Below are 18,498 nucleotides of genomic sequence, written 5' to 3'. Positions count from 1 at the left end.
CGACTTTTTGTCATGATTGTTAGTCGTTGGAGTACTGCACTATGGCTCAGCCATGTCGTTAAAATAATATATAAAAACATAAGTGCTTGATATTTTGTTGTTTATCTTTACGGCTTGCGAATATTTAAATGAGTCAGTTTCTTCGTTTAATCATAATTAAAGCGATTACAAAATAATTTTACCTTAATTTAACATTTGTCTTTATTTGTAATACAAATGATCTTAGTATGAGGGACGCAAACGATAATTGTTTAATTGATGGTACTTAAGTACTGGCTTTGCGTTAACACAACACCATTCAAGGAATGGCATAAATTGGAGCAACAGAATGAGCGTTATGACAACACTGATACAATGGCAAAAGAGTTTATTTTTACTGCTGTTATCTGCCTGTAGCTTTGCTACATTGGCAGAAAACTGTACAACTATGCCCACATCTGGCGGGGTTTACTCTGTTATCAACCGTGGTTCTAACTTGGCATTAGACGTTAACACTTCTGATAGCAGTGGCGCACCGGATGTAATTAGCTATCAATATTGGGGTGGTGCAAACCAGCAGTTTGCCTTCACCAAGGGCAGTGACGGTTATTGGACTATTCGTGCACAGCATAATAACCAAGTACTTGATGTACTCAACTCGTCGCAGTCTAACGGCGCAAATATTGTGGTGTATGACGATTGGCAAGGTGACAATCAACGCTGGCAACTCAAGGCGTCTTCATCGGGTGGCTTTAACATCGTGAATAAACTTACGCAAAAGTCATTAACTGTGGCAGGTTCGCAAAACGGCGCGAATGTTTATCAAAATGATGATGCGGGTGGCAGTTCGCAGCGTTGGTATATCAACCCAGTTTCAGGTAGTTGCGGTAGCAGCCAAACTTCAAGCGAGTTAATTGGTTTTGCAGCGCAACCAGGCGGCGATGGCCTTGCAACCACCACGGGCGGCGGTAATGTATCGCCAACAATAGTCACTAGCTGTAGTGCGCTTACAGCCGCATTAAACTCAAATTCAACTGCGGTTATTCAAGTTCCTAACAATACAACCATTAACTGCCACACGGCAAATCGCACTGTTGCAGCGTGTCCGCTTGATTGCGCTACATGGGGCGATAACGGAAAAACCTGGTATCGCGTACCGGTTGGCAGTCAAAGTTGCAGCGAATTAGGTAGCAGCTCAAACAACACGGTTAATGTCACACGCAATGACTCTCGCTTAATTGTGCGCTCAAATAAAACCCTTGAGGGATTAGGAGCAAACTCAAAAATTATCGGCGCGAGTTTAGTGATCAGCAATCAACGTAATATTATAATTCGTAATATTTTACTTGAAGACATTAACCCCGCGTTAGTTGAAGCTGGTGATGCTATTTCTGTTGATGACAGTAGCCACATCTGGATTGACCATATGGCATTTAATAAAATCAGTGATGGCTATATTGATATTGGCAATAGCCAAAATGTCACCTTAAGTTGGAACCGTTTTTATGGTTATAATCCACAAGTGTGCGCTAACCAACATTGGTATACGCATTTATTCCAAAACTCACAAGTTACAGCACATCACAATTTTTGGGACACTGCAGCAGGTCGTAACCCTAAAATAGATGGTTATAATTCACGCGTGCATATGTTTAATAACTATTGGAAAAACATTACTTACTTCGCAATTAGTGCAGGTAATGGCGCTGAAGTACTGGTAGAAAATAACTACTTTGAAAACAGTGCAAAACCACATTGGAACCAAGGCTCAGGTTACTTTAGCGCCTCAGGTAATGTGTATACAGGTGTGTCAGCAACCGATCAGTATCGCGATAGCGGTGCAAATATCTTTAATGATATCCAGTTATACCCATACAGTTTAGACAATGCCAGTAGCTTAGGCAGTCAAGTTGATGGCGGTACCGGCCCGCAGTAATAAGCAAACAGCCCTCTATGACGAGGGCTTTATGTGAGGTACTAAGCGTTAAATCTTACTGTTAGGTACGATACGGAAAATCCCTATGCCGTCGATGCCAAGGTATAAGTCGCCATTTGGGTGGCTGGCAATACTACGTACTCGGCCAGCCCCTTCAAACAGCTTGCTGTGAGCGGTTACTTTATTACCATCGAGTTCAACTAACACTAAGTGCGCAAACTTCATTGCGCCAACAAGTACATGACCTTGCCACTGCGGGTATTTGCTACTTGTAACAAACTCCATACCAGAAGGTGCGATTGATGGCACCCACACCCAATCAGGTTGTTCCATGCCTTCTTTACTTGTTTCATCAGTAATTTTGGTGCCAATGTAATTAATACCGTGAGTTACTTCCGGCCAGCCATAGTTAGCGCCGGGCTTGATAATATTGATTTCATCACCGCCGCGAGGGCCGTGTTCATGACTCCAAATTGCTCCCGTTTCTGGGTGCATAGCCATGCCTTGCGGGTTCCTATGGCCATACGAATAAATGCTCTTACGCGCGTTTGGCTGATTTACAAACGGGTTTGACTCAGGGATTGAACCATCGCGATTAATACGGTGAATCTTACCAGCGTCATATTCTAAGCTTTGCGGGTGAACATCACGCTCGCCACGGTCGCCAATCGAAAAATACAAATAGCCGTCTTTATCAAACTCAATACGCGAGCCATAATGTTTGGTGGTTGTAGTGTTTGGCGCACCGTCGAACAGCAGTTGTGAGTCGACTAACGCCATATCTTTTAAGCGCGCACGCATAATTGAAGTATTGTAGCCTTGCTCATCACCTTCATAACCTGAGTAAGAGAAGTAAATCCAGCCATTGTCTTTAAAATTAGGATCAAGCTCGATATCTAATAAGCCGCCTTGACCCTCAGCATGCATTTTAGGCAGCCCTGCAATTTTTTGCTCTAGCAGCTTGTTATCACGAATCAGTCTAAGTTCACCGGCTCGATCTGTTACCAATAAATCTTGCTCGTTAAGCCACGCCATTCCCCAAGGAATTTGAATCCCTTTGGCAACTAATTCAAGCTCATACTTATCAGCGCTTTTAGCGACAGGAATTTCTTGTTCCGGTTGCTGCGCACACGCCTGCAAGCTGGTTAAACTGGCAAGAGCGATGACTAAACTGCTACAAAAAGACTTTTTCATGGTAACTCCAATTTTTTAAACACGATGTAAATAGAGTAGCGTGTTCAAGATTAAATTGTTATTAACTTTCACTAAAGTGCGACTACCTACGTGAAATATAAGATAAATGACGGGGTTGTCGCGCGGATGTTGTAGGTTGGGCAGAGTGCTTCGCTGCACAGAGAATGAAAACTATGGCTTCGTGCGACGAGCTACGGAACAATCCTAGATGTATGGACTCCCTCTCCCTGAGGAGGTACGGTTTTAATCCGACAAAAGATTAACCAAAGGAGTCCATACATGAAAGATACTAATATATTGGCTATTGATTTAGCAAAAAATGTTTTTCAAGTCTGCAAGCGAGATCCAAAAGGTAAAATCCTCTTCAACCGAGAGCTTAGCCGAGCAAAGCTAAAAGAGCTGCTTGCTAAGCAGCCACGCTCAGTGGTGGCGATGGAAGCGTGTGGTAGTGCGCAATATTGGGCTAGGCTAGCACGTGCTCTTGGTCACGAAGTCAAAGTCATTTCCGCAAGAACAGTTAAGCCTTTCCAAACTAAGCAAAAAACGGATCGTAATGATGCTTTAGCTATCGCAATCGCCGCTTCTCAAGAGCATATCCATGGTGCTCGTGTGCAATCTGCCGAAGAGCAGGCTCTGCAATCATTGGAGCGAGCTCGTCATTTAGCAAAGACACATCAAATAGCACAGAGTAATCAAATCAGGGGCTTACTTGGAGAGTTTGGTATTATTGTGCCACCAAGCTTATCCCAGCTCCGTAAGCACATTCCTTTTATTCTGGAAGACGCTGAAAATAGCTTGCCTCAGTCTTTTCGTGAAACACTGAATTATTTATGGCAGCACTTGCTACAGCAAATCGAACATGTTGCCATTTTGGAACGCCAGCTCGAAGACGCGGTAAAATATGATACTACCTGTCAAAAGTTGATGAAGTTAGAGGGTGTCGGCCCCATCGGTGCTTTAGGGCTAGCGGTGCGTTTAGGTCAGGGTGAGAATTTTACCAACGGTCGTGAAGCATCAGCAAATATAGGGTTAACGCCAAAGCAACATAGTTCAGGTGGTAAAGAACGTATTGGACATATTTCAAAGCGTAATGCAGATAAGCGACTTCGTTCCACTCTTTTTCAAGGAGCGCTTTCTGTTATCACTCAAGTGAGTAAACGTCCAGCTAGAACAAGCAAAGAGCGTTGGCTACAAGCCTTAGTTGAGAGAAGAGGCAAAAAAATCGCAGCGGTTGCTTTAGCAAACAAAACGGTGAGAACCGCGTATGCGATATTAAAGAATGACACGGAATATCAGCCAATCTCATTGGTTTGATATTCCATGTTGAATCAGCAAAGAGCGATGTAAAGCAGGTAAGACCGACCAATAGAAGCAAGTTAGGTCCAAAGGCACTTTAGATGCCGCTTCCTAGAATTTGCCTATTGGTGCGAGTACATTTTAGGGCGAGGTAGCTCCTCAATAAAGCCCGTATATAAGCACGCATCTATACTTGTTTTTAAAGACAGTTCTTTGTTGATTTACTTAGGGAGTCCATATAAGCACCTAGTCACTTCCTAGAACCTAGCTACTTTAATTTGTAGGAGATGGCTTTAGCCACGAAGGGGTTAACACCAGTGGTAAGTGAACCACCGTAGGCGCTAAGCTTGCTGGGCTTTAGCCCAAAAAGTTGTATCACCTTGGCTGATGGCTTTTTCTGCTAACTTGCTAACTTGCTAACTTGCTAACTTGCTAACTTGCTAACTTGCTAACTCTTGTCGGGATAAATCCGCGACCTACATTAAAAATCTTATTCAAGGTTTTTGCCAGATTGCTGGCGGCAACCAAGGGGCGGCTGCCGCCGGTCGCCCCTTGGAACCCCACGGCGCCCCGAGCATCACGCTTAATCCTTCAAATAAGTAATTGATGTGAACGTAAACGGCGAAGATAGGCCAACTTACACATCCTTGTACGCTCCCCAGTTCGGCCATCCATAGCCTCTCGTTCAAAGCTGCGCTTTTTACCCATGGCCTAGTTTCGCCTTATCGCGCATTGCCTACATGGATGTAGGTACTTAGGATTTGTCGGGAACAAAATCCTGCCATGCGCGATATTACTCATCAATTAGTTATTTTCAGGCCGTGATGACGGGGAAGGGTGTTAAACGTGAGATTGGAGATTGGAGTTTGGGTTTAGCTAGATGCAGGACCTTTTCCTCAAATTGTGTTATCTATATTGTTGATGTAGTGAATTTTTTCCACTATGATAAATCAGCTCTTGGTGGGATTGAGGTCAAAATAATTGCTTCAATTTGTTTTATTTTAAAACAAGGTTCACACGTTATCCGTGTGGGCAAATCTAATCTCTACACTAACGTGTTTGGTTTATCCAAAATGTCATGTTTATTGACGTGTTATCTAAAAGTATCTACACCCATCTTGAGCTTTTATTCATGGAGTTATGTCAAATATGGAAAGTACAGAATTAACTAAAAGCATAGGTGCTTTGAGAAATCAGATATGGTTTACTCGAAAGTGTAGAATTAGAGCCCTAAAACATCCCCAAAATTAGCCTTTATATATCAATGAATTAATAGTCTTAAAAAATGTGGGAAGCGAGGGAACATTCATGGTGTTTTGTGATCTTATGAATCGCTTAAAAACAACAGAACTAAACACCATGAATGCGTCTACTATTTTGCACAATATGCTCCACGCTGTCACCCCTAACTCAATTCATAAAGCCAGATTTAATACTTTAGTCGCTGCCGTTAAATCTCTATTGCACTGTCAGCAATGTACCTTGACTTCTATCGGCCGCAACTTGAATTCAAAAACAACTGAAAAACATGATATTAAACGTATTGATCGACTACTCAGTAACCACGAGCTTTTGCGTGAGTCGACATCGGTTTATGTTCGCTTAAGCCGTTTTGTGGTCACTGAAAAGCATCCCGTCATTTTGGTTGATTGGAGTCATGCAGATACACAAACCAAATACTGTATTCTGCGTGCCAGCATTGCCAGTGAAGGTCGTTCTTTGACCCTGTATCAGGAAAGTGCATTCAGTTTTCAGTATCATTGCCCAAAAGTTCAAAAACGGTTCTTAAAGATGCTCAAACTGATTTTGCCGGGTGACTGCCGGCCCGTAATTGTGACGGATGCGGGCTTTAAAGTTCCTTGGCTCAAAGCCGTGCGAAACAATGGCTGGCATTATATTAGCCGTGTTCGAGGTACGGCACATTTGAAAACGCAGGGCAGCGATGAGTTTGTTCCATGCCAGTCACTATTCAAGAGCAATCAACGTAAGAGCCAGTATCTTGGCGCGACCGAGTTGACCAAAAGTGCAAAATATCAAACTCATGCAGTGCTGGTTGGCAAGGGACATAAGTTATTAAAAAGAGATAAAAAACGTGGTTATAAGGAGCCTTGGCTACTCGTTTCTTCTCTTCCAAAGAGGCACCACTTTCTCGAAAAAGTACTCAAATTATATGGTATGAGAATGCAGATAGAAGCAGGATTTCGAGATCAAAAAAGTGTTAGGTTCGGCTTAGGCTCAGATCTGCACAGGACAAACAAACTCTATCGATTAGACATACTGTTGCTGCTTGCCACACTGGCTCATTGGTTCTCAATGATGCTGGGGGCAGTGATAGACAAAGCAGGAAAGACAGGCGCTTTTCAAGCTAATTCAACCAAAAAAAGACGAGTAGTGTCATGGGCATTTGTTGGGCTGCGATACTTCAAAAAACAGTCCATTAAACTGCGACGGCGAGATTATTTGGCAGGACTAGCCTATTTCGTACAGGTGGTAGTGCAACTCGATTGGAAAAATATGGATGTGAGTGATGTAATTGAAATTTAATAATTATTTTTGGGGATCCCTTAGATTAGAGCCTCAGAGAGGCTTTTGTCTAATTATTTCCATTCAAGTTTAATTTTAGTTTGGTACTCATTTCTTACCTTTTCTTTTTCTATATATCTTATTAAAGAGCCTCATTTTTTTAGTGAAAGTACAGATATAGTTATGGTTCTAACAACAGGTTCGGTCTTTACTCTTTCACTGTTTATTCCCCAATTAAATTTAAAGACAAGATATGAGGAGCTAAAGAAAAACTATATTACAATGCAAGGTTTATCAACTGAACTTAGCTTGTGCGAATCAAAAAATAACTTTTTAGAGATTCAAGATTATTACCTAGAACTTCTCGATTCAGTAGAGAATCATATATCTTTTGATTTGTTTTATTTTATCTATTTTGATGCAGATAAAAACTGCAGTAGGAAACTATCTATAACTGAAGTTTTTAGGCTTTATTTTTATCTTTGCATTCGGACTTCACTAATAGTATTAGCTTATGCTTTGCCTATTCTTTTTGTGGTGATGCTATGAGCGATTATGATTTATTTAAATCAAGGTTTAATGAACAAAGCCTAAAAGATATTTACCTGAGTTACATTCATTTCACTCCGTCAACTGGTGTTGATGGTATTAGTGCAAATGATAGATATGACTTTATGGCTGAAATTAATTTAATACTTAAAAAAGTATACGCTGGAGGGTATAAGTTCAGTAGGTATAAGGAAAAACTAATTTCAAAAGGGGTTGAAAAATATCCAAGGGTGATTTCTATACCGACAGTAAGAGATCGATTAGTTTTAAAAGCATTGCATTTATTTCTGCAAGATATTTTCCCTGAAAACTCCAGTTCCCTCATTCCCCAGATAATGTTAGATAAGATAAAAAATGACGTTAAGAATCCTAACTTTAAATCATTCATAAAAATAGATATAAAAAATTTCTATCCCAGTATTAGGCATGAATTACTCTTAAATAAAGCTTTCAATAAAATAAAAAGCAAGGAAGCCCGTGACTTAATTAACAAAGCTCTGGTAAACCCTACAGGAAAAAAAGTAAATGTGTGTGGCGTACCTCAAGGGCTCTCAATATCAAATATATTGGCTGAAATGTATGTCAGTGAGATTGATAATACCTATATAAAACTAGCAAAAACTTCTTACAATCGCTATGTTGATGATATTTTAATCTTTTCTGAAGGTGAGATGCCTCTACAGCTTTTAAATAGTGTTATAAGTGATTTCGATACACTGGAATTAGAGTGTCACCCTTACGATGAAATTGGTAGCAAAACTATAATTGATAATTTAGATAAAAGTTTCGATTTCTTAGGTTATTGGATTGAAAAACGAAAACTGACAGTTAAAAAAGAATCTATTTGGAGAATTGAAAATTCACTAGCTAAAATTATTAATGCTCATAAATATGTAAAAAATGCCAAATCATACATAACTGAAAATAAGTTAAATTTAAGAATTACGGGTTGTATCTACGAGGGTAAGCGTAGGGGGTGGCTATTTTATTACTCTCAAATGGAAGATGAGACAATCCTTTACAAACTAGATGCGACTGTAAAGACTTTGCTTAAACAGACCAAATTAAACGCAATTATTATTCCAAAGAAGTTTTCTAAAGCTTATAAAGAGTGCTCCAGAGATGTTATTAAAAATCATAAGTATATTATTAACTTTGATGGATATTCGTTATCTGAAAAGAAGGAGTTATTATCAAACTATATGGATGTAGAGGTTATTAAAACACTTAGTAATGATATTGTTCATTCACTATTCACCAAAAGAGTTCGGCACTTGATAAAAGATTTAGAAGAAGATATTAGAAACAATAGTTGACTAATACATTTCTTTTAATTAAACCTAGGCGGTTGCTTTTAAGAGAAATTTTTGTGTGGTTGGTTTTGCTCTCTTTTTCATTAAATCTCCTTAATACCTACCCCCTACACACTTTCACCCCATCTCCCGCATGTTTGAGTGCGATGATCTGGCCTTGGCTGTTGTGGGCCATGGCGAGCATGTCGCCTTTCATAATGTTGCTCTCTACGGCGTGTTTGGTTTTTAAGCTATTCAATAATGAGTCTTTTATTTGAATGAGTACTTCGCTGTGACAGCTGGCGATGTACCAGTCGTTATCCACTTTTACTAATTGCCCGTATTCTATGTAGCGCTGTTGGTGTAGGCGCAGGTCGGCGGCGAGTTTGTCGTCGAGTTGTTGTTTTTGGCTTTTTATTTCACTTGAATAACTGCCCGCATTATCTACTTGGTGCACTTCTATAAAATGGTAATTGCCTTGCTGTACGGCAAAGGTGTTGTTAAGTGTGTGTTGTTGCTCTGTGGTGTTATCTGTGTTGTTAAACACGGTAAAGCCCAGTACCACTAAGGCGCAGGCGAGGCCGGTCATTTGCAGGGGTAATAAAAAGTGGGTTGGTTTTTTATTAGACTTTTCACTGGGCATTTGCGTTAACATTGCCTGTTGCTCAGGCGTGAGTGTGTGGTGCTTTTTACGTTCACTAAAGTGCTGGTTAAGTTGTTGTTCAAACTGCTCGTTATGCTTACTCATAGTGGGCTCCTAATAATGTTTTTAAGTTTTGTTTTGCATAACGTAGCCGTGTTTTTACGGTTTCATGATTGCTTTGCGTGATCTGCTGTATGTCTTCAAGCGAAAAGCCTTCTTGTTGTAGGCTAAGTGCTTCGCGTTGTACAAAGCTTAGCTGCATTAAAGCGTGGTTAAAGGCGTCGTAATCAAAGCTTTGCTGTGTGTTAGGCGCTGCAATTGCAGTATCGTCTTCTAATTCTACAAAACGCTGCTGTTTACGAAACTCATCGATTAACGCATTGCGCGCTAGGCGGAACAACCAGGCTTTTGGGTTGTTCTGCTCTTGGTAATAATGGCGTTTTTCCATCACTTTTAACCAAGTTTGTTGGCTTATATCAAAGGCGAGTTGCTCATTACTTTGCGTGACTAAGTAATGGTACAAATCGTTGCCAAACAAGGTGACGAGTTTAGTTAAGTGGCGGTTGTCGCCAGTTTTTGCGTAGTCAGCCAAGTAATCGTTACTGGGCTGACTAATAAACCATGATTTTAAGCTTGTAAGCATAGGCACCCTTCCGTTAATGAGCTTTTATTGCGTTTGGTCTAACTTAAAATCAAGTTGTACACTTTGCCCCGTTTGCATTTGTGCTACGCCATCAATCACTTTGGGGCGGTATTTCCAGCGTTTTATTGCCCGTAGCGCTTCACGGTCGAATATGCGTTTTGGTTCTGCGTCAGTAACTTGGGCATCAATTACTTCACCAGTTTGAGATACATTAAAGCTTAATTGTACCCAGCCTTCAATGCCTTCTCGTGCGGCAATCGGCGGATATTTAGGGTTTATGCGAACGATAGGGGTCGCATCCCCCGTTGGGCGCTGTAAATTAGCTTGTATATCGCCACCTATTTTATCAATGCTGATGTCAGGCGTTATTGCGGTTGTTACTATATTGGTATCAGTACTTGGCGGCGTACGCGGTGGTACTTTAGGCGGCGTTTGCATTTTCGGTGGTGGCGGCAGCGTTTGCTTTTGTTGTACTTTACTATCTTCAGGTGCTTGAAATATTTCTACAACGATGTTGTCACCGTTAAAGCTTGGCGCGCGTTGCTCACCGTTTATCAAATACTGCATAAATGCAAATGCAGCAAAGGTCATGGCGGCACCACCAACAATGGCCGTTGATGTTTTTAAAGCATGATTAGTGGGTGGTAAATCTATTGTTTGCATAAGCAAATCCTCTGTCATTTATGATGTATTTATCACTAAAACGTGCGGTAAATTAAAAAGGGGTGAAATATTTTTAAAAAGTTTCGTGTTTGCTTATGGGCTGTGGTTACAATGGCGGCTGTGAATTTTGGTTTTTATTTTCTTAGGCAGTTATGCAACTTATTCAAATTGATAAAGCTCGTTATCGTAAGCATTTAAACCGCGTTATTATCGGCTGTGGTTTAGCATTAGCGGTTGGCAGTTTAGCTATTTCGCAAACCTTAATTGCGTTGTTCCCTGATGAAAGTGGCAGTCATTTTCATTGGAATTTATTGGGTGTAATAGTCACCAGTATCAGTATTGGCTGGGCGCTTAATAAATACCGCGGCCACGATTATATGACCGAAGTGGTATACGTATGGGAATTAAAACAAGCGCTTAATAAAATCACCCGGAAAATGGCTAAGCTAAAAGCCGCCGGGCGTGAGGGCGACCCGCAAGCATTACTGGCGATCCATTACAGTTATGCCGGTTCGCGACTGTTGTGGCAGCTTGACGATAACACCATCACCATGGATGAATTGGCTGTTAAACAAGCGGAGCTGGATACTGTGGCGGCGCAGTTTAATGTCACGCTTAATACTGATGATTACGATGACTCAATTTTAAAACAATTTTAATTGCTTTTTTGTTTCCAATATGTGTAAATTATTATGCGTTTAATAATAAAAAATTTAAAAGGAACTTCAGTGAAATTAAACAAGCTTTGTTTAGGTACTTTATTAACAGTATGTGCGTTTTCATCTAACGCGAACGATGTTAATTTTTCAATCGGTGGTGGCTATCCTTTCTTTGTTATACCTGAGGTATCGTTATCGGCTAATGAAGGTACTCAAAGATGGTATGCCAATTATAAACTCGGTTTAAATGATGGTTTTTCGCTCGGTTTTGAACACGCATTAACAGCTAATAAAAAGCATGCACTAGGTTTGGTCATAGGTGCTATAGGTGTGAGGGATGATGAGCGTGAATGCTCCAAAACTGATGATGACAGTATTAGTGGCGAATTGGGTAATATTATAGGCTGTGCAATAGTAGCAGCGTTTGATCAAGAAACTACCAATGGTCTAGGCGTGAGTTATAGTTACCTTTTTCGTGGTTTAAATGATGGCGGTTGGCGCGTTCGTTTTGAATTAGGCTACGGCGAAGGCAGCGATAGTAAGGAAAAACGCGCTGATGGTGGGGTGAGCGTTAGCTACGAATTTTAATAATTGCATTAGTTCACATAGGCTTTAGTGATAAATTAAAGCCTACTTTTACTTTGTAATACATATTTAGTCAGCTTATGTAATAGGTTATTTAATTCCTCGTTATAGCACCGCAAATTCAAATCCTGCTTGGTAAATACTACCTGAAAATAGACAACCTGCGTGATGATCGAGTCAGATTCATACCTCTATGCAGCTGTGATTAGTTAGCTGTAAAATCACATTTTATTCAGTTAAATGTAAACGCAGTGGGTGGTGTTTACGTATCACGATTATGAATACGTAATGATGCCAGATAGGAATTGTATGAATAAAATAACCCCAAAAAAACTCCTGCATAGCAAATGGACGGCTGTTTCACCCGTCAATAAAGAAAAACATTTTATAATCACAGAAATGGAGTTTGATGAAGAGGGCGTTGTTATCAGCTGTATTATTGAAGCGGTGATGTCAAAGCGCTCGATGGCAATAAATTGGCAGGATTTAAAAGATCAGCAACGTTGGTTGCAAGGCTGGCAATAATGAGCGTTTTCAGTAAAGCTAGTGCCATGAGGCGAACTAGGACTTAACAATGAAAAAAATATTGGTGGTGTGTTTAGGTAATATTTGTCGTTCACCAACGGCTGAAGCTGTGCTTCGTGCTAAAGCATTACAACAAGGCGTTACCCTTGCAGTTGATTCTGCTGGGACCGCGGCTTATCACTGCGGCAATCCACCGGATAGACGCTCGCAAGCCGCGGCTTTAAAACGTAATTACAGTTTTAAAGGGATCCAAGCTCGACAAGTACAGCAACATGACTTTGAATATTTTGACTTAATTTTAGCGGCTGATAAGCAAAATTTGGCAGACTTAATGGCGCAATGTCCTGCGCATTTGCAGTACAAACTAGCGCTGTTTTTAAGTTATGGTTCATCTACAATTGATGAAATTCCCGATCCTTATTATGGCGGTGAGCAAGGTTTTGAGCAGGTACTCGATTTAATTGAAGATGCGTGTGATGAAATAATAAAAAACCTGAACTCAGATTAACGGTTTTTAGGTGTGTTTAAAACCTGTTGTATTGCAGTGAATGAGCAACGCTAGTTTTGACATACAATGGTAAACTTCGGCTGTTTTAATTTGGATGAAAAATGACTAGATTGGCGTAATTGTTAATTACGTCATTATTTTTGATTTGACTAATCAGGTAGGATTTTTGTTATCAGCAATCGCGCACCACACCAGCAATCACAACTAATCGCAAATACCACTACAGCGATTGAGCCTGTAGCAATCGCAAATAGCCAATTAAAAATAGCCACTTTTAACCTGTTTAATTACCTTGAACCGCCTAATGCGTTTTATGAGTTTGAGCGTATTTATAGCGCAGAGCAATGGGCTAAAAAGCAGCGCTGGATTGTTAATTACTTAACTGAATATCAACCGGATGTGATTGGTTTTCAAGAAGTATTCAGCGTTGAATCATTAAAAATACTATTACATAAAGCGGGTTATCACTACTTTGCTGTGGTTGATGAGCCGCAAGTGATTGACGAGTTTATTTATAAACGTCCTGTGGTGGCGATTGCTACTCGCTTTGCAATCAATGAGATTGCGGCTGTCGAGCACGATAATGACGTTGCGCAAACAATTGGCCTCAGTGCTGACTTTACTTTTAGCCGCAAAGTGCTCAGGGCCACCATTGCTATGCCGCATATTGGCGATGTGGATTGTTATGTGGTGCATTTTAAATCTAAGCGGTCGATGCTCGAAGTGGAGCAAACCAGCCAATTAGCCCCAGAGCAGCATATTATTGCCCACTTAACAGCTGATATTGCGGGTGGCTGGGGCTCTACTGTTCAGCGTGGCAGCGAGGCAACTCTATTTATGCTGGAAATGATCAAACGCCGTGAGACCACGCAAAACCCTGTGCTGCTAATGGGGGATTTTAATAATAATCTAATCGATGGCGTACTGAGTCACTTACTCACCGACTCACTGCGCTCTGTGTCTGCGTTCGATAGCAAAGCCCATCTTGCACAATATTGTTTAAATGATGCGTGGCAGTTGTTTGTAAAATCACAAAAAACAACTGCAACAGAGTTTATACGTACACCAACACATTATTTTGGCGCCAGCAGCTCAGTACTTGATTATATTTTGTTATCCTGTGAGTTTGATACAGGCTACGACGACAGCTTTTATGAGGTGAGTGACTATCACACTTATGATCGCCACTTGCTCAACCCAGAGTTTGAGCGTGACGACCAAAGCACCGATCATGGTGTGGTGATGATCACCTTAACGTTGCGCTGTTGAATCATCACATTTTTTGTTATTTGTTAGAGAAAAGTCTATGCGTTTAGTTTTGGTCATAATGGCATGTTTAATTTGTTTAGATAGCAAAGCCGAAAATATTGAGCCTTTTACCTCTGATGGATGCAGCTCATTTCCAGACGGTACTTTCACACAAAAACAATTATGGTTAGATTGTTGTACCGCCCATGATTATAGTTATTGGCAAGGCGGTACCTATGAACAAAGGCTATTTGCGGATAAACAACTACAAGAATGCGTGGCTAAAGTAGGCGAACCACAAATAGCACAACTGATGCTGGCAGGTGTGCGTGTGGGCGGCAGCCCCTATTTTCCAACAACATTTAGATGGGGCTATGGTTGGCCTTATCCGCGTGGATATAAAGCGCTAACCGAGGCTGAGAAAGCACAGATAGAAATGTTGAAAGTTGACGATGAGAATTGATACTTTATCTTCAACTCGCCAACTCGCCAACTCGCCAACTCGCCAACTCGCCAACTCGCCAACTCGCTATAGCGTCACTTTCTTATCTTGTTTTGCTAAATAATAGCCAATAACAATGCCTGCTAGCGCACCAAAAAAGTGGCTTTCAAACGATACATGGGGGCGCTGAGGTAGTACACCCCAAATCAAACCGCTATATAAAAACAACACCACAACACTAATTGCAATGGCTTTAAATGAGCGATGCATAATACCGTAGCAAATTAAAAAGCCCCATAAGCCATACAGCACGCCGCTTAAACCAACGTGAATATTCGCACGGCCAAATAGCCAAACTAGTAATCCACCAACGCTAGCGGTGAAAATAAATACTAACCAAAAGCGTTTTACACTGTATTGGCATACTAGCCAGCCTAGTATCGCGAACGGGATTAAATTACTGAGCAAATGAGCCCAGCCGCCATGTAAAAATGGCGCGAAAAAAATACCGCTTAAACCACTTAAATTACGCGGGAAGATGCCTAAGCCATTTAGGTTAATACCGGGTAAGCTATTAATTACTTGTAATAAGGTACACAGTAAAATAATGCCAATTATTGTAAAGCGCTTACTGGCCAGAGGAGGAATGCTTAAAGAACTTTTTTGGTTTGCCATACATAAGCTTAAATTGAAAATAGGTTTGCCAGAGTATACCCATCTTGCTGCTAAAATGAAAAGCCTTACCCAGTGGGCAAGGCTTTGCTATATGCTAAATTGAATTTAACCTAACTTAGTTAATAGTTTTTTAGCTGCAAGTTCAGAGCTGGCAGGGTTTTGACCGGTGATCAGTAAGCCATCTTCTAGCGCTAGTACTCCCCAATCATCGGTTTTTTGATAATTGCCACCTTTTTTAATGAGTTCGTCTTCAACTAATAATGGCACTATGTCAGTCAGTTGCACGGCGTCTTCTTCACTATTGCTAAAACCGGTTACTTTTTTACCAGCAACAAGCGCTGTGCCATCTGAGTTTTTCACATTTAAAAATACTGCGCTTGCATGGCAGACAGCCGCTACAGGCTTTTCTGTATTAATAAACTCTTCAATCAGTGCAATTGAATCAGTATTGTCAACTAAGTCCCACAGTGGTCCGTGACCGCCTGGGTAAAATACGCCGTCAAAATCGCTTGCATTTACCTCACTAAGTACTTTGGTGTTGGCCATCAGAGTTTGCGCTGCACTGTCGTTGTCAAAGCGTTTAGTGGCATCGGTTGCGGCATCAGGTGCGGCGCTATTTGGATCAATTGGTGGTTGCCCGCCTTGCACCGATGCCAGTGTGACCTCAGCTCCGGCATCAATAAATGCATAATAAGGGGCGGCAAATTCTTCTATCCAAAATCCCGTTTTATGACCCGTATCGCCAAGCTCTGCATGAGAGGTAAGTACTATAAGTATTTTTTTAGTCATAACTGTATTCCTTCTGATGAATTAAATTTTACTCTGCTAAATACTATATGTCCCAAGTTAGGTGTAAACAACGCCGATAAGTTCGACTTTTATTGATTTAAAAATTGATACAATTAAGCCATTGCATTTAGGGGATGGCATGAAGATATCGTTTGAGCAGCTAAAAAGCATACCGTATTGGCTATGCTCATCAACATATAACGTTACAAAGTACGGTTAAATAACGCCACAGCTTGCTGGTACATGGCAATGGCAAGGGCTGGATCGTAACGTTCGCCTTCATCGCGCATAAATGCATGTTGCGCGTTTACTTCTTGCCATTGATAGTTAATGCCAGTGGCAACCACTTGCTGATAAATTTTAGCGCGACCTTGTTGTGGTACATGCGGGTCTTGCTTACCCCAAATAAAGTGAATTTCACCTTGAATATCTGCCATCCGTGCAAACGAGTTATTACCGGCTTGTGCAGGCAGTGTATCGCTATGAATATCGGTGGCGTATAAACAAAATGCTGCTTTAATTGCTGGGTTTAACGCCGCGCGATAAGCTAAGTGACCACCGATGCACACACCCATAGCACCCACTGAGCCTGTGCAATAGGCTTGCGTTTGTGCAAAGTCGATTAATGCTTGGGTGTCGCTGTCGTGGGATTCAAGCGGCTTTGCCCATTTATCGGCATTGCCTTTGTCTTTACCTGCGTCATCATAGGCCAGCACTGTACCAATCGGATTTAGCTCATGAAAAACTTCAGGCACCAACACCACAAAACCATGGCCTGCTAACAGAGCGGCACTGCGTGCGATAGGCGCGGTTTGCTGGAAAATTTCAGAGTAAAAAATAATCGCCGGAAATTGCCCATCGGCTTGTGGGCGGTAAACAGTGGTGCGCATAGTGCCTGTTGGGGTAGGCAAGTCAGCGTTGTGGTGTTGGATGATCATAAAAGCGCTCAATTAAATAATATATAAAATATATGGTAACTGAGCGCGATAAAATAAACACGCCCTAAAATTTAAATACTTGCAGGCATTTTATTACAGCTAGCATAGTAACTTACGGTTGCTGGCCAATCGGAAAATATGCCCATTACACCAACCTCTTGTGCTAAAACATCAACCACAGTGAACATATCGCCATCATTATCTATAACATCACTAATAGACTGATAATAATAACCGCCGCCTTCATTTAGAGGGCCAGAGCGTTCAAGGCTCCATGCAATAATATTAAGCCCTGCGGCTTTAGCATCTATAGCGTACTGCGAGGGCACTATATTGCTGTTGTTATCTATAGTTAGTAGCATCCAAATAGGGGGCGCTATAATTTTAACGCCATCAGTCGCGAGCTCTGCCATGCTTGGCTGCCATGTTGCTGCGTTATTAGGATCAAACCCTGCATTGCTGTCGCGACCATCTAAATAAACACTTTGCGCTGCAAATTCAGGATTTGTATTAATCCAATATTTTACGTCAGCTAAATTAAATGATTGCGGATAAACATGGTTTGCGGGTACCTCCATTTGTGTGTATTCATCCAGCATTTTTTGCGCATATTGTGTTTGGGTCATACCATTAAAAGGCATGCTCACTTGAGGAGATTTAAGCTCAGGGGTCATTTTTACACCCAGCTTTTTAAATAGTGCAATACTTTGTTTGTGGGTCATGAGTGTACCTGAGGTAGCGTATAAATCAGTGCGCCAACTCGGTGTACCCTGCATATAATCGCTAACATTCGTTGCATTGGTGTTCGCACCATCCATTTTACCCTCAAGGGTTAAAAATTCCGCCAGGCTAATATCGCTAGTGCAACATTTAGCTGCAGCGGGTGTACCACTGTTAGGATCCGCTGGCGTAAATGGCACGCTACATTTAGCGGCAAGTTCTGGGATCGCTAAAATATTAGTGGTGGTATGTAAATCACATTGTGAATGGCGGCATACCAGCTCTTTATCATTTGTAAACGTCACATCGCACTCGACAATGCCTGCGCCCATACGAGCCGCTGCAATGTAAGATTCTTTAGTGTGCTCTGGGTATTGCATAGGTGCACCGCGGTGACCAATTGAAAAATCAGTACGATAAAAAGGGCCGTCTTTGCACGATTCTAATTTTGTTTTTAGTGCACTGGTGGCCATATCGTCAATTAGGTAGTCAGGGCGAGTACCGAGTTGAATATTCGTACCTTGCGCTACTTCAACAATAACCGGTGTAGGAACTTTAACAATTTCAACTTCAGTGTTGCTGACAACCACTTCTTTTTCGACTATCTTTGTATCATCAGCGCAGCCAGTGAGTGTAACTAATAATAAACAACTGGTTAGTATAGGTGTGTGTTTCATTATTTGTCCCTAAA

Annotated in this window: 19 protein-coding genes; 11 read left to right on the top strand and 8 right to left on the bottom strand. The window is 41.2% G+C overall.

The window, feature by feature from the left end:
- Nucleotides 1-337 precede the first annotated feature (337 nt).
- Complete coding sequence (locus ACMVDV_RS08555) at nucleotides 338-1,915, top strand: RICIN domain-containing protein (RefSeq protein WP_416157823.1); 1,578 nt, start codon at nucleotides 338-340, stop codon at nucleotides 1,913-1,915.
- A 48-nt stretch (nucleotides 1,916-1,963) separates the two neighbouring features.
- On the opposite strand, the gene ACMVDV_RS08550 is transcribed toward ACMVDV_RS08555, so the two are convergent.
- Nucleotides 1,964-3,109, bottom strand: coding sequence for a PQQ-dependent sugar dehydrogenase (locus ACMVDV_RS08550; RefSeq protein ID WP_416157822.1), 1,146 nt, complete (start codon nucleotides 3,107-3,109; stop codon nucleotides 1,964-1,966).
- Nucleotides 3,110-3,388: 279 nt separating this feature from the next.
- Here ACMVDV_RS08550 and ACMVDV_RS08545 point away from each other — a divergent pair, with 279 nt between their 5' ends.
- From ACMVDV_RS08545 to ACMVDV_RS08530, 4 genes are all read left to right on the top strand, one after another.
- The gene (locus ACMVDV_RS08545; RefSeq protein WP_416157821.1) at nucleotides 3,389-4,423 is read left to right on the top strand and encodes an IS110 family transposase; all 1,035 of its coding nucleotides are present in this window, start codon (nucleotides 3,389-3,391) and stop codon (nucleotides 4,421-4,423) included.
- A gap of 1,308 nt (nucleotides 4,424-5,731) precedes the next feature.
- Nucleotides 5,732-6,949 carry an IS4 family transposase gene (locus ACMVDV_RS08540; RefSeq protein ID WP_416156999.1) on the top strand — a complete coding sequence of 406 codons (1,218 nt, stop codon included), beginning with the start codon at nucleotides 5,732-5,734 and terminating at the stop codon, nucleotides 6,947-6,949.
- Nucleotides 6,950-6,973: 24 nt separating this feature from the next.
- Nucleotides 6,974-7,477, top strand: a complete 504-nt coding sequence (locus ACMVDV_RS08535; protein ID WP_416159070.1) for an SLATT domain-containing protein — start codon at nucleotides 6,974-6,976, stop codon at nucleotides 7,475-7,477.
- Complete coding sequence (locus tag ACMVDV_RS08530) at nucleotides 7,474-8,793, top strand: reverse transcriptase domain-containing protein (RefSeq protein ID WP_301561908.1); 1,320 nt, start codon at nucleotides 7,474-7,476, stop codon at nucleotides 8,791-8,793. The genes ACMVDV_RS08535 and ACMVDV_RS08530 overlap by 4 nt, the downstream gene beginning before the upstream one ends.
- A gap of 97 nt (nucleotides 8,794-8,890) precedes the next feature.
- On the opposite strand, the gene ACMVDV_RS08525 is transcribed toward ACMVDV_RS08530, so the two are convergent.
- The 3 genes from ACMVDV_RS08525 to ACMVDV_RS08515 are packed head-to-tail and all read right to left on the bottom strand — an operon-like array spanning nucleotide 8,891 to nucleotide 10,718.
- Nucleotides 8,891-9,517, bottom strand: coding sequence for a hypothetical protein (locus ACMVDV_RS08525; RefSeq protein ID WP_416157820.1), 627 nt, complete (start codon nucleotides 9,515-9,517; stop codon nucleotides 8,891-8,893).
- On the bottom strand, nucleotides 9,510-10,055 hold the full coding sequence (locus ACMVDV_RS08520; protein ID WP_304185767.1) for an RNA polymerase sigma factor: 546 nt from the start codon (nucleotides 10,053-10,055) through the stop codon (nucleotides 9,510-9,512). The genes ACMVDV_RS08525 and ACMVDV_RS08520 overlap by 8 nt, the downstream gene beginning before the upstream one ends.
- Before the next feature lie 24 nt (nucleotides 10,056-10,079).
- A complete protein-coding gene (locus ACMVDV_RS08515) occupies nucleotides 10,080-10,718 on the bottom strand; it encodes an energy transducer TonB (RefSeq protein WP_416157819.1) in 639 nt (212 codons plus the stop codon).
- 152 nt (nucleotides 10,719-10,870) lie between these two features.
- Between ACMVDV_RS08515 and ACMVDV_RS08510 the strand changes: the two genes are divergently transcribed.
- The 6 genes from ACMVDV_RS08510 (at nucleotide 10,871) to ACMVDV_RS08485 (ending at nucleotide 14,706) form a co-directional block, all read left to right on the top strand.
- Nucleotides 10,871-11,377 carry a DUF3087 domain-containing protein gene (locus tag ACMVDV_RS08510; RefSeq protein ID WP_416157818.1) on the top strand — a complete coding sequence of 169 codons (507 nt, stop codon included), beginning with the start codon at nucleotides 10,871-10,873 and terminating at the stop codon, nucleotides 11,375-11,377.
- Between the two features lie 69 nt (nucleotides 11,378-11,446).
- The gene (locus ACMVDV_RS08505; protein WP_416157817.1) at nucleotides 11,447-11,965 is read left to right on the top strand and encodes a hypothetical protein; all 519 of its coding nucleotides are present in this window, start codon (nucleotides 11,447-11,449) and stop codon (nucleotides 11,963-11,965) included.
- Between the two features lie 306 nt (nucleotides 11,966-12,271).
- Nucleotides 12,272-12,487, top strand: a complete 216-nt coding sequence (locus ACMVDV_RS08500; RefSeq protein WP_416157816.1) for a TIGR02450 family Trp-rich protein — start codon at nucleotides 12,272-12,274, stop codon at nucleotides 12,485-12,487.
- Nucleotides 12,488-12,536: 49 nt separating this feature from the next.
- On the top strand, nucleotides 12,537-12,995 hold the full coding sequence (locus tag ACMVDV_RS08495; RefSeq protein WP_416157815.1) for a low molecular weight protein-tyrosine-phosphatase: 459 nt from the start codon (nucleotides 12,537-12,539) through the stop codon (nucleotides 12,993-12,995).
- Between the two features lie 279 nt (nucleotides 12,996-13,274).
- Entirely contained in the window at nucleotides 13,275-14,264 is a 990-nt protein-coding gene (locus ACMVDV_RS08490) for an endonuclease/exonuclease/phosphatase family protein (RefSeq protein ID WP_416159069.1), read from the top strand.
- A gap of 37 nt (nucleotides 14,265-14,301) precedes the next feature.
- A complete protein-coding gene (locus tag ACMVDV_RS08485) occupies nucleotides 14,302-14,706 on the top strand; it encodes a hypothetical protein (protein WP_304185761.1) in 405 nt (134 codons plus the stop codon).
- Between the two features lie 66 nt (nucleotides 14,707-14,772).
- Here ACMVDV_RS08485 and ACMVDV_RS08480 read toward each other — a convergent pair whose 3' ends face one another.
- The 4 genes from ACMVDV_RS08480 to ACMVDV_RS08465 all read right to left on the bottom strand — a co-directional run bounded on the left by ACMVDV_RS08480 (nucleotide 14,773) and on the right by ACMVDV_RS08465 (nucleotide 18,484).
- Nucleotides 14,773-15,360: a rhomboid family intramembrane serine protease gene (locus ACMVDV_RS08480; RefSeq protein WP_416157814.1), complete on the bottom strand. Its 588-nt coding sequence runs from the start codon at nucleotides 15,358-15,360 to the stop codon at nucleotides 14,773-14,775.
- A 105-nt stretch (nucleotides 15,361-15,465) separates the two neighbouring features.
- Nucleotides 15,466-16,149, bottom strand: coding sequence for a type 1 glutamine amidotransferase domain-containing protein (locus ACMVDV_RS08475; protein ID WP_416157813.1), 684 nt, complete (start codon nucleotides 16,147-16,149; stop codon nucleotides 15,466-15,468).
- Nucleotides 16,150-16,352: 203 nt separating this feature from the next.
- The gene (locus tag ACMVDV_RS08470) at nucleotides 16,353-17,087 is read right to left on the bottom strand and encodes a dienelactone hydrolase family protein (RefSeq protein ID WP_416157812.1); all 735 of its coding nucleotides are present in this window, start codon (nucleotides 17,085-17,087) and stop codon (nucleotides 16,353-16,355) included.
- Between the two features lie 71 nt (nucleotides 17,088-17,158).
- Nucleotides 17,159-18,484 (bottom strand): glycerophosphodiester phosphodiesterase family protein, encoded by a 1,326-nt coding sequence (locus tag ACMVDV_RS08465; RefSeq protein ID WP_416157811.1) that lies wholly within the window; start codon nucleotides 18,482-18,484, stop codon nucleotides 17,159-17,161.
- Between the last annotated feature and the right edge of the window lie 14 nt (nucleotides 18,485-18,498).

It is taken from the genome of Pseudoalteromonas sp. ASV78, assembly GCF_047806705.1.
In the GTDB taxonomy this organism is placed as follows: Bacteria; Pseudomonadota; Gammaproteobacteria; order Enterobacterales; family Alteromonadaceae; genus Pseudoalteromonas; species Pseudoalteromonas prydzensis_A.
The sequence above is the reverse complement of the archived record's forward strand: the minus strand, read 5'-3'. Positions and strand labels throughout refer to the sequence as shown.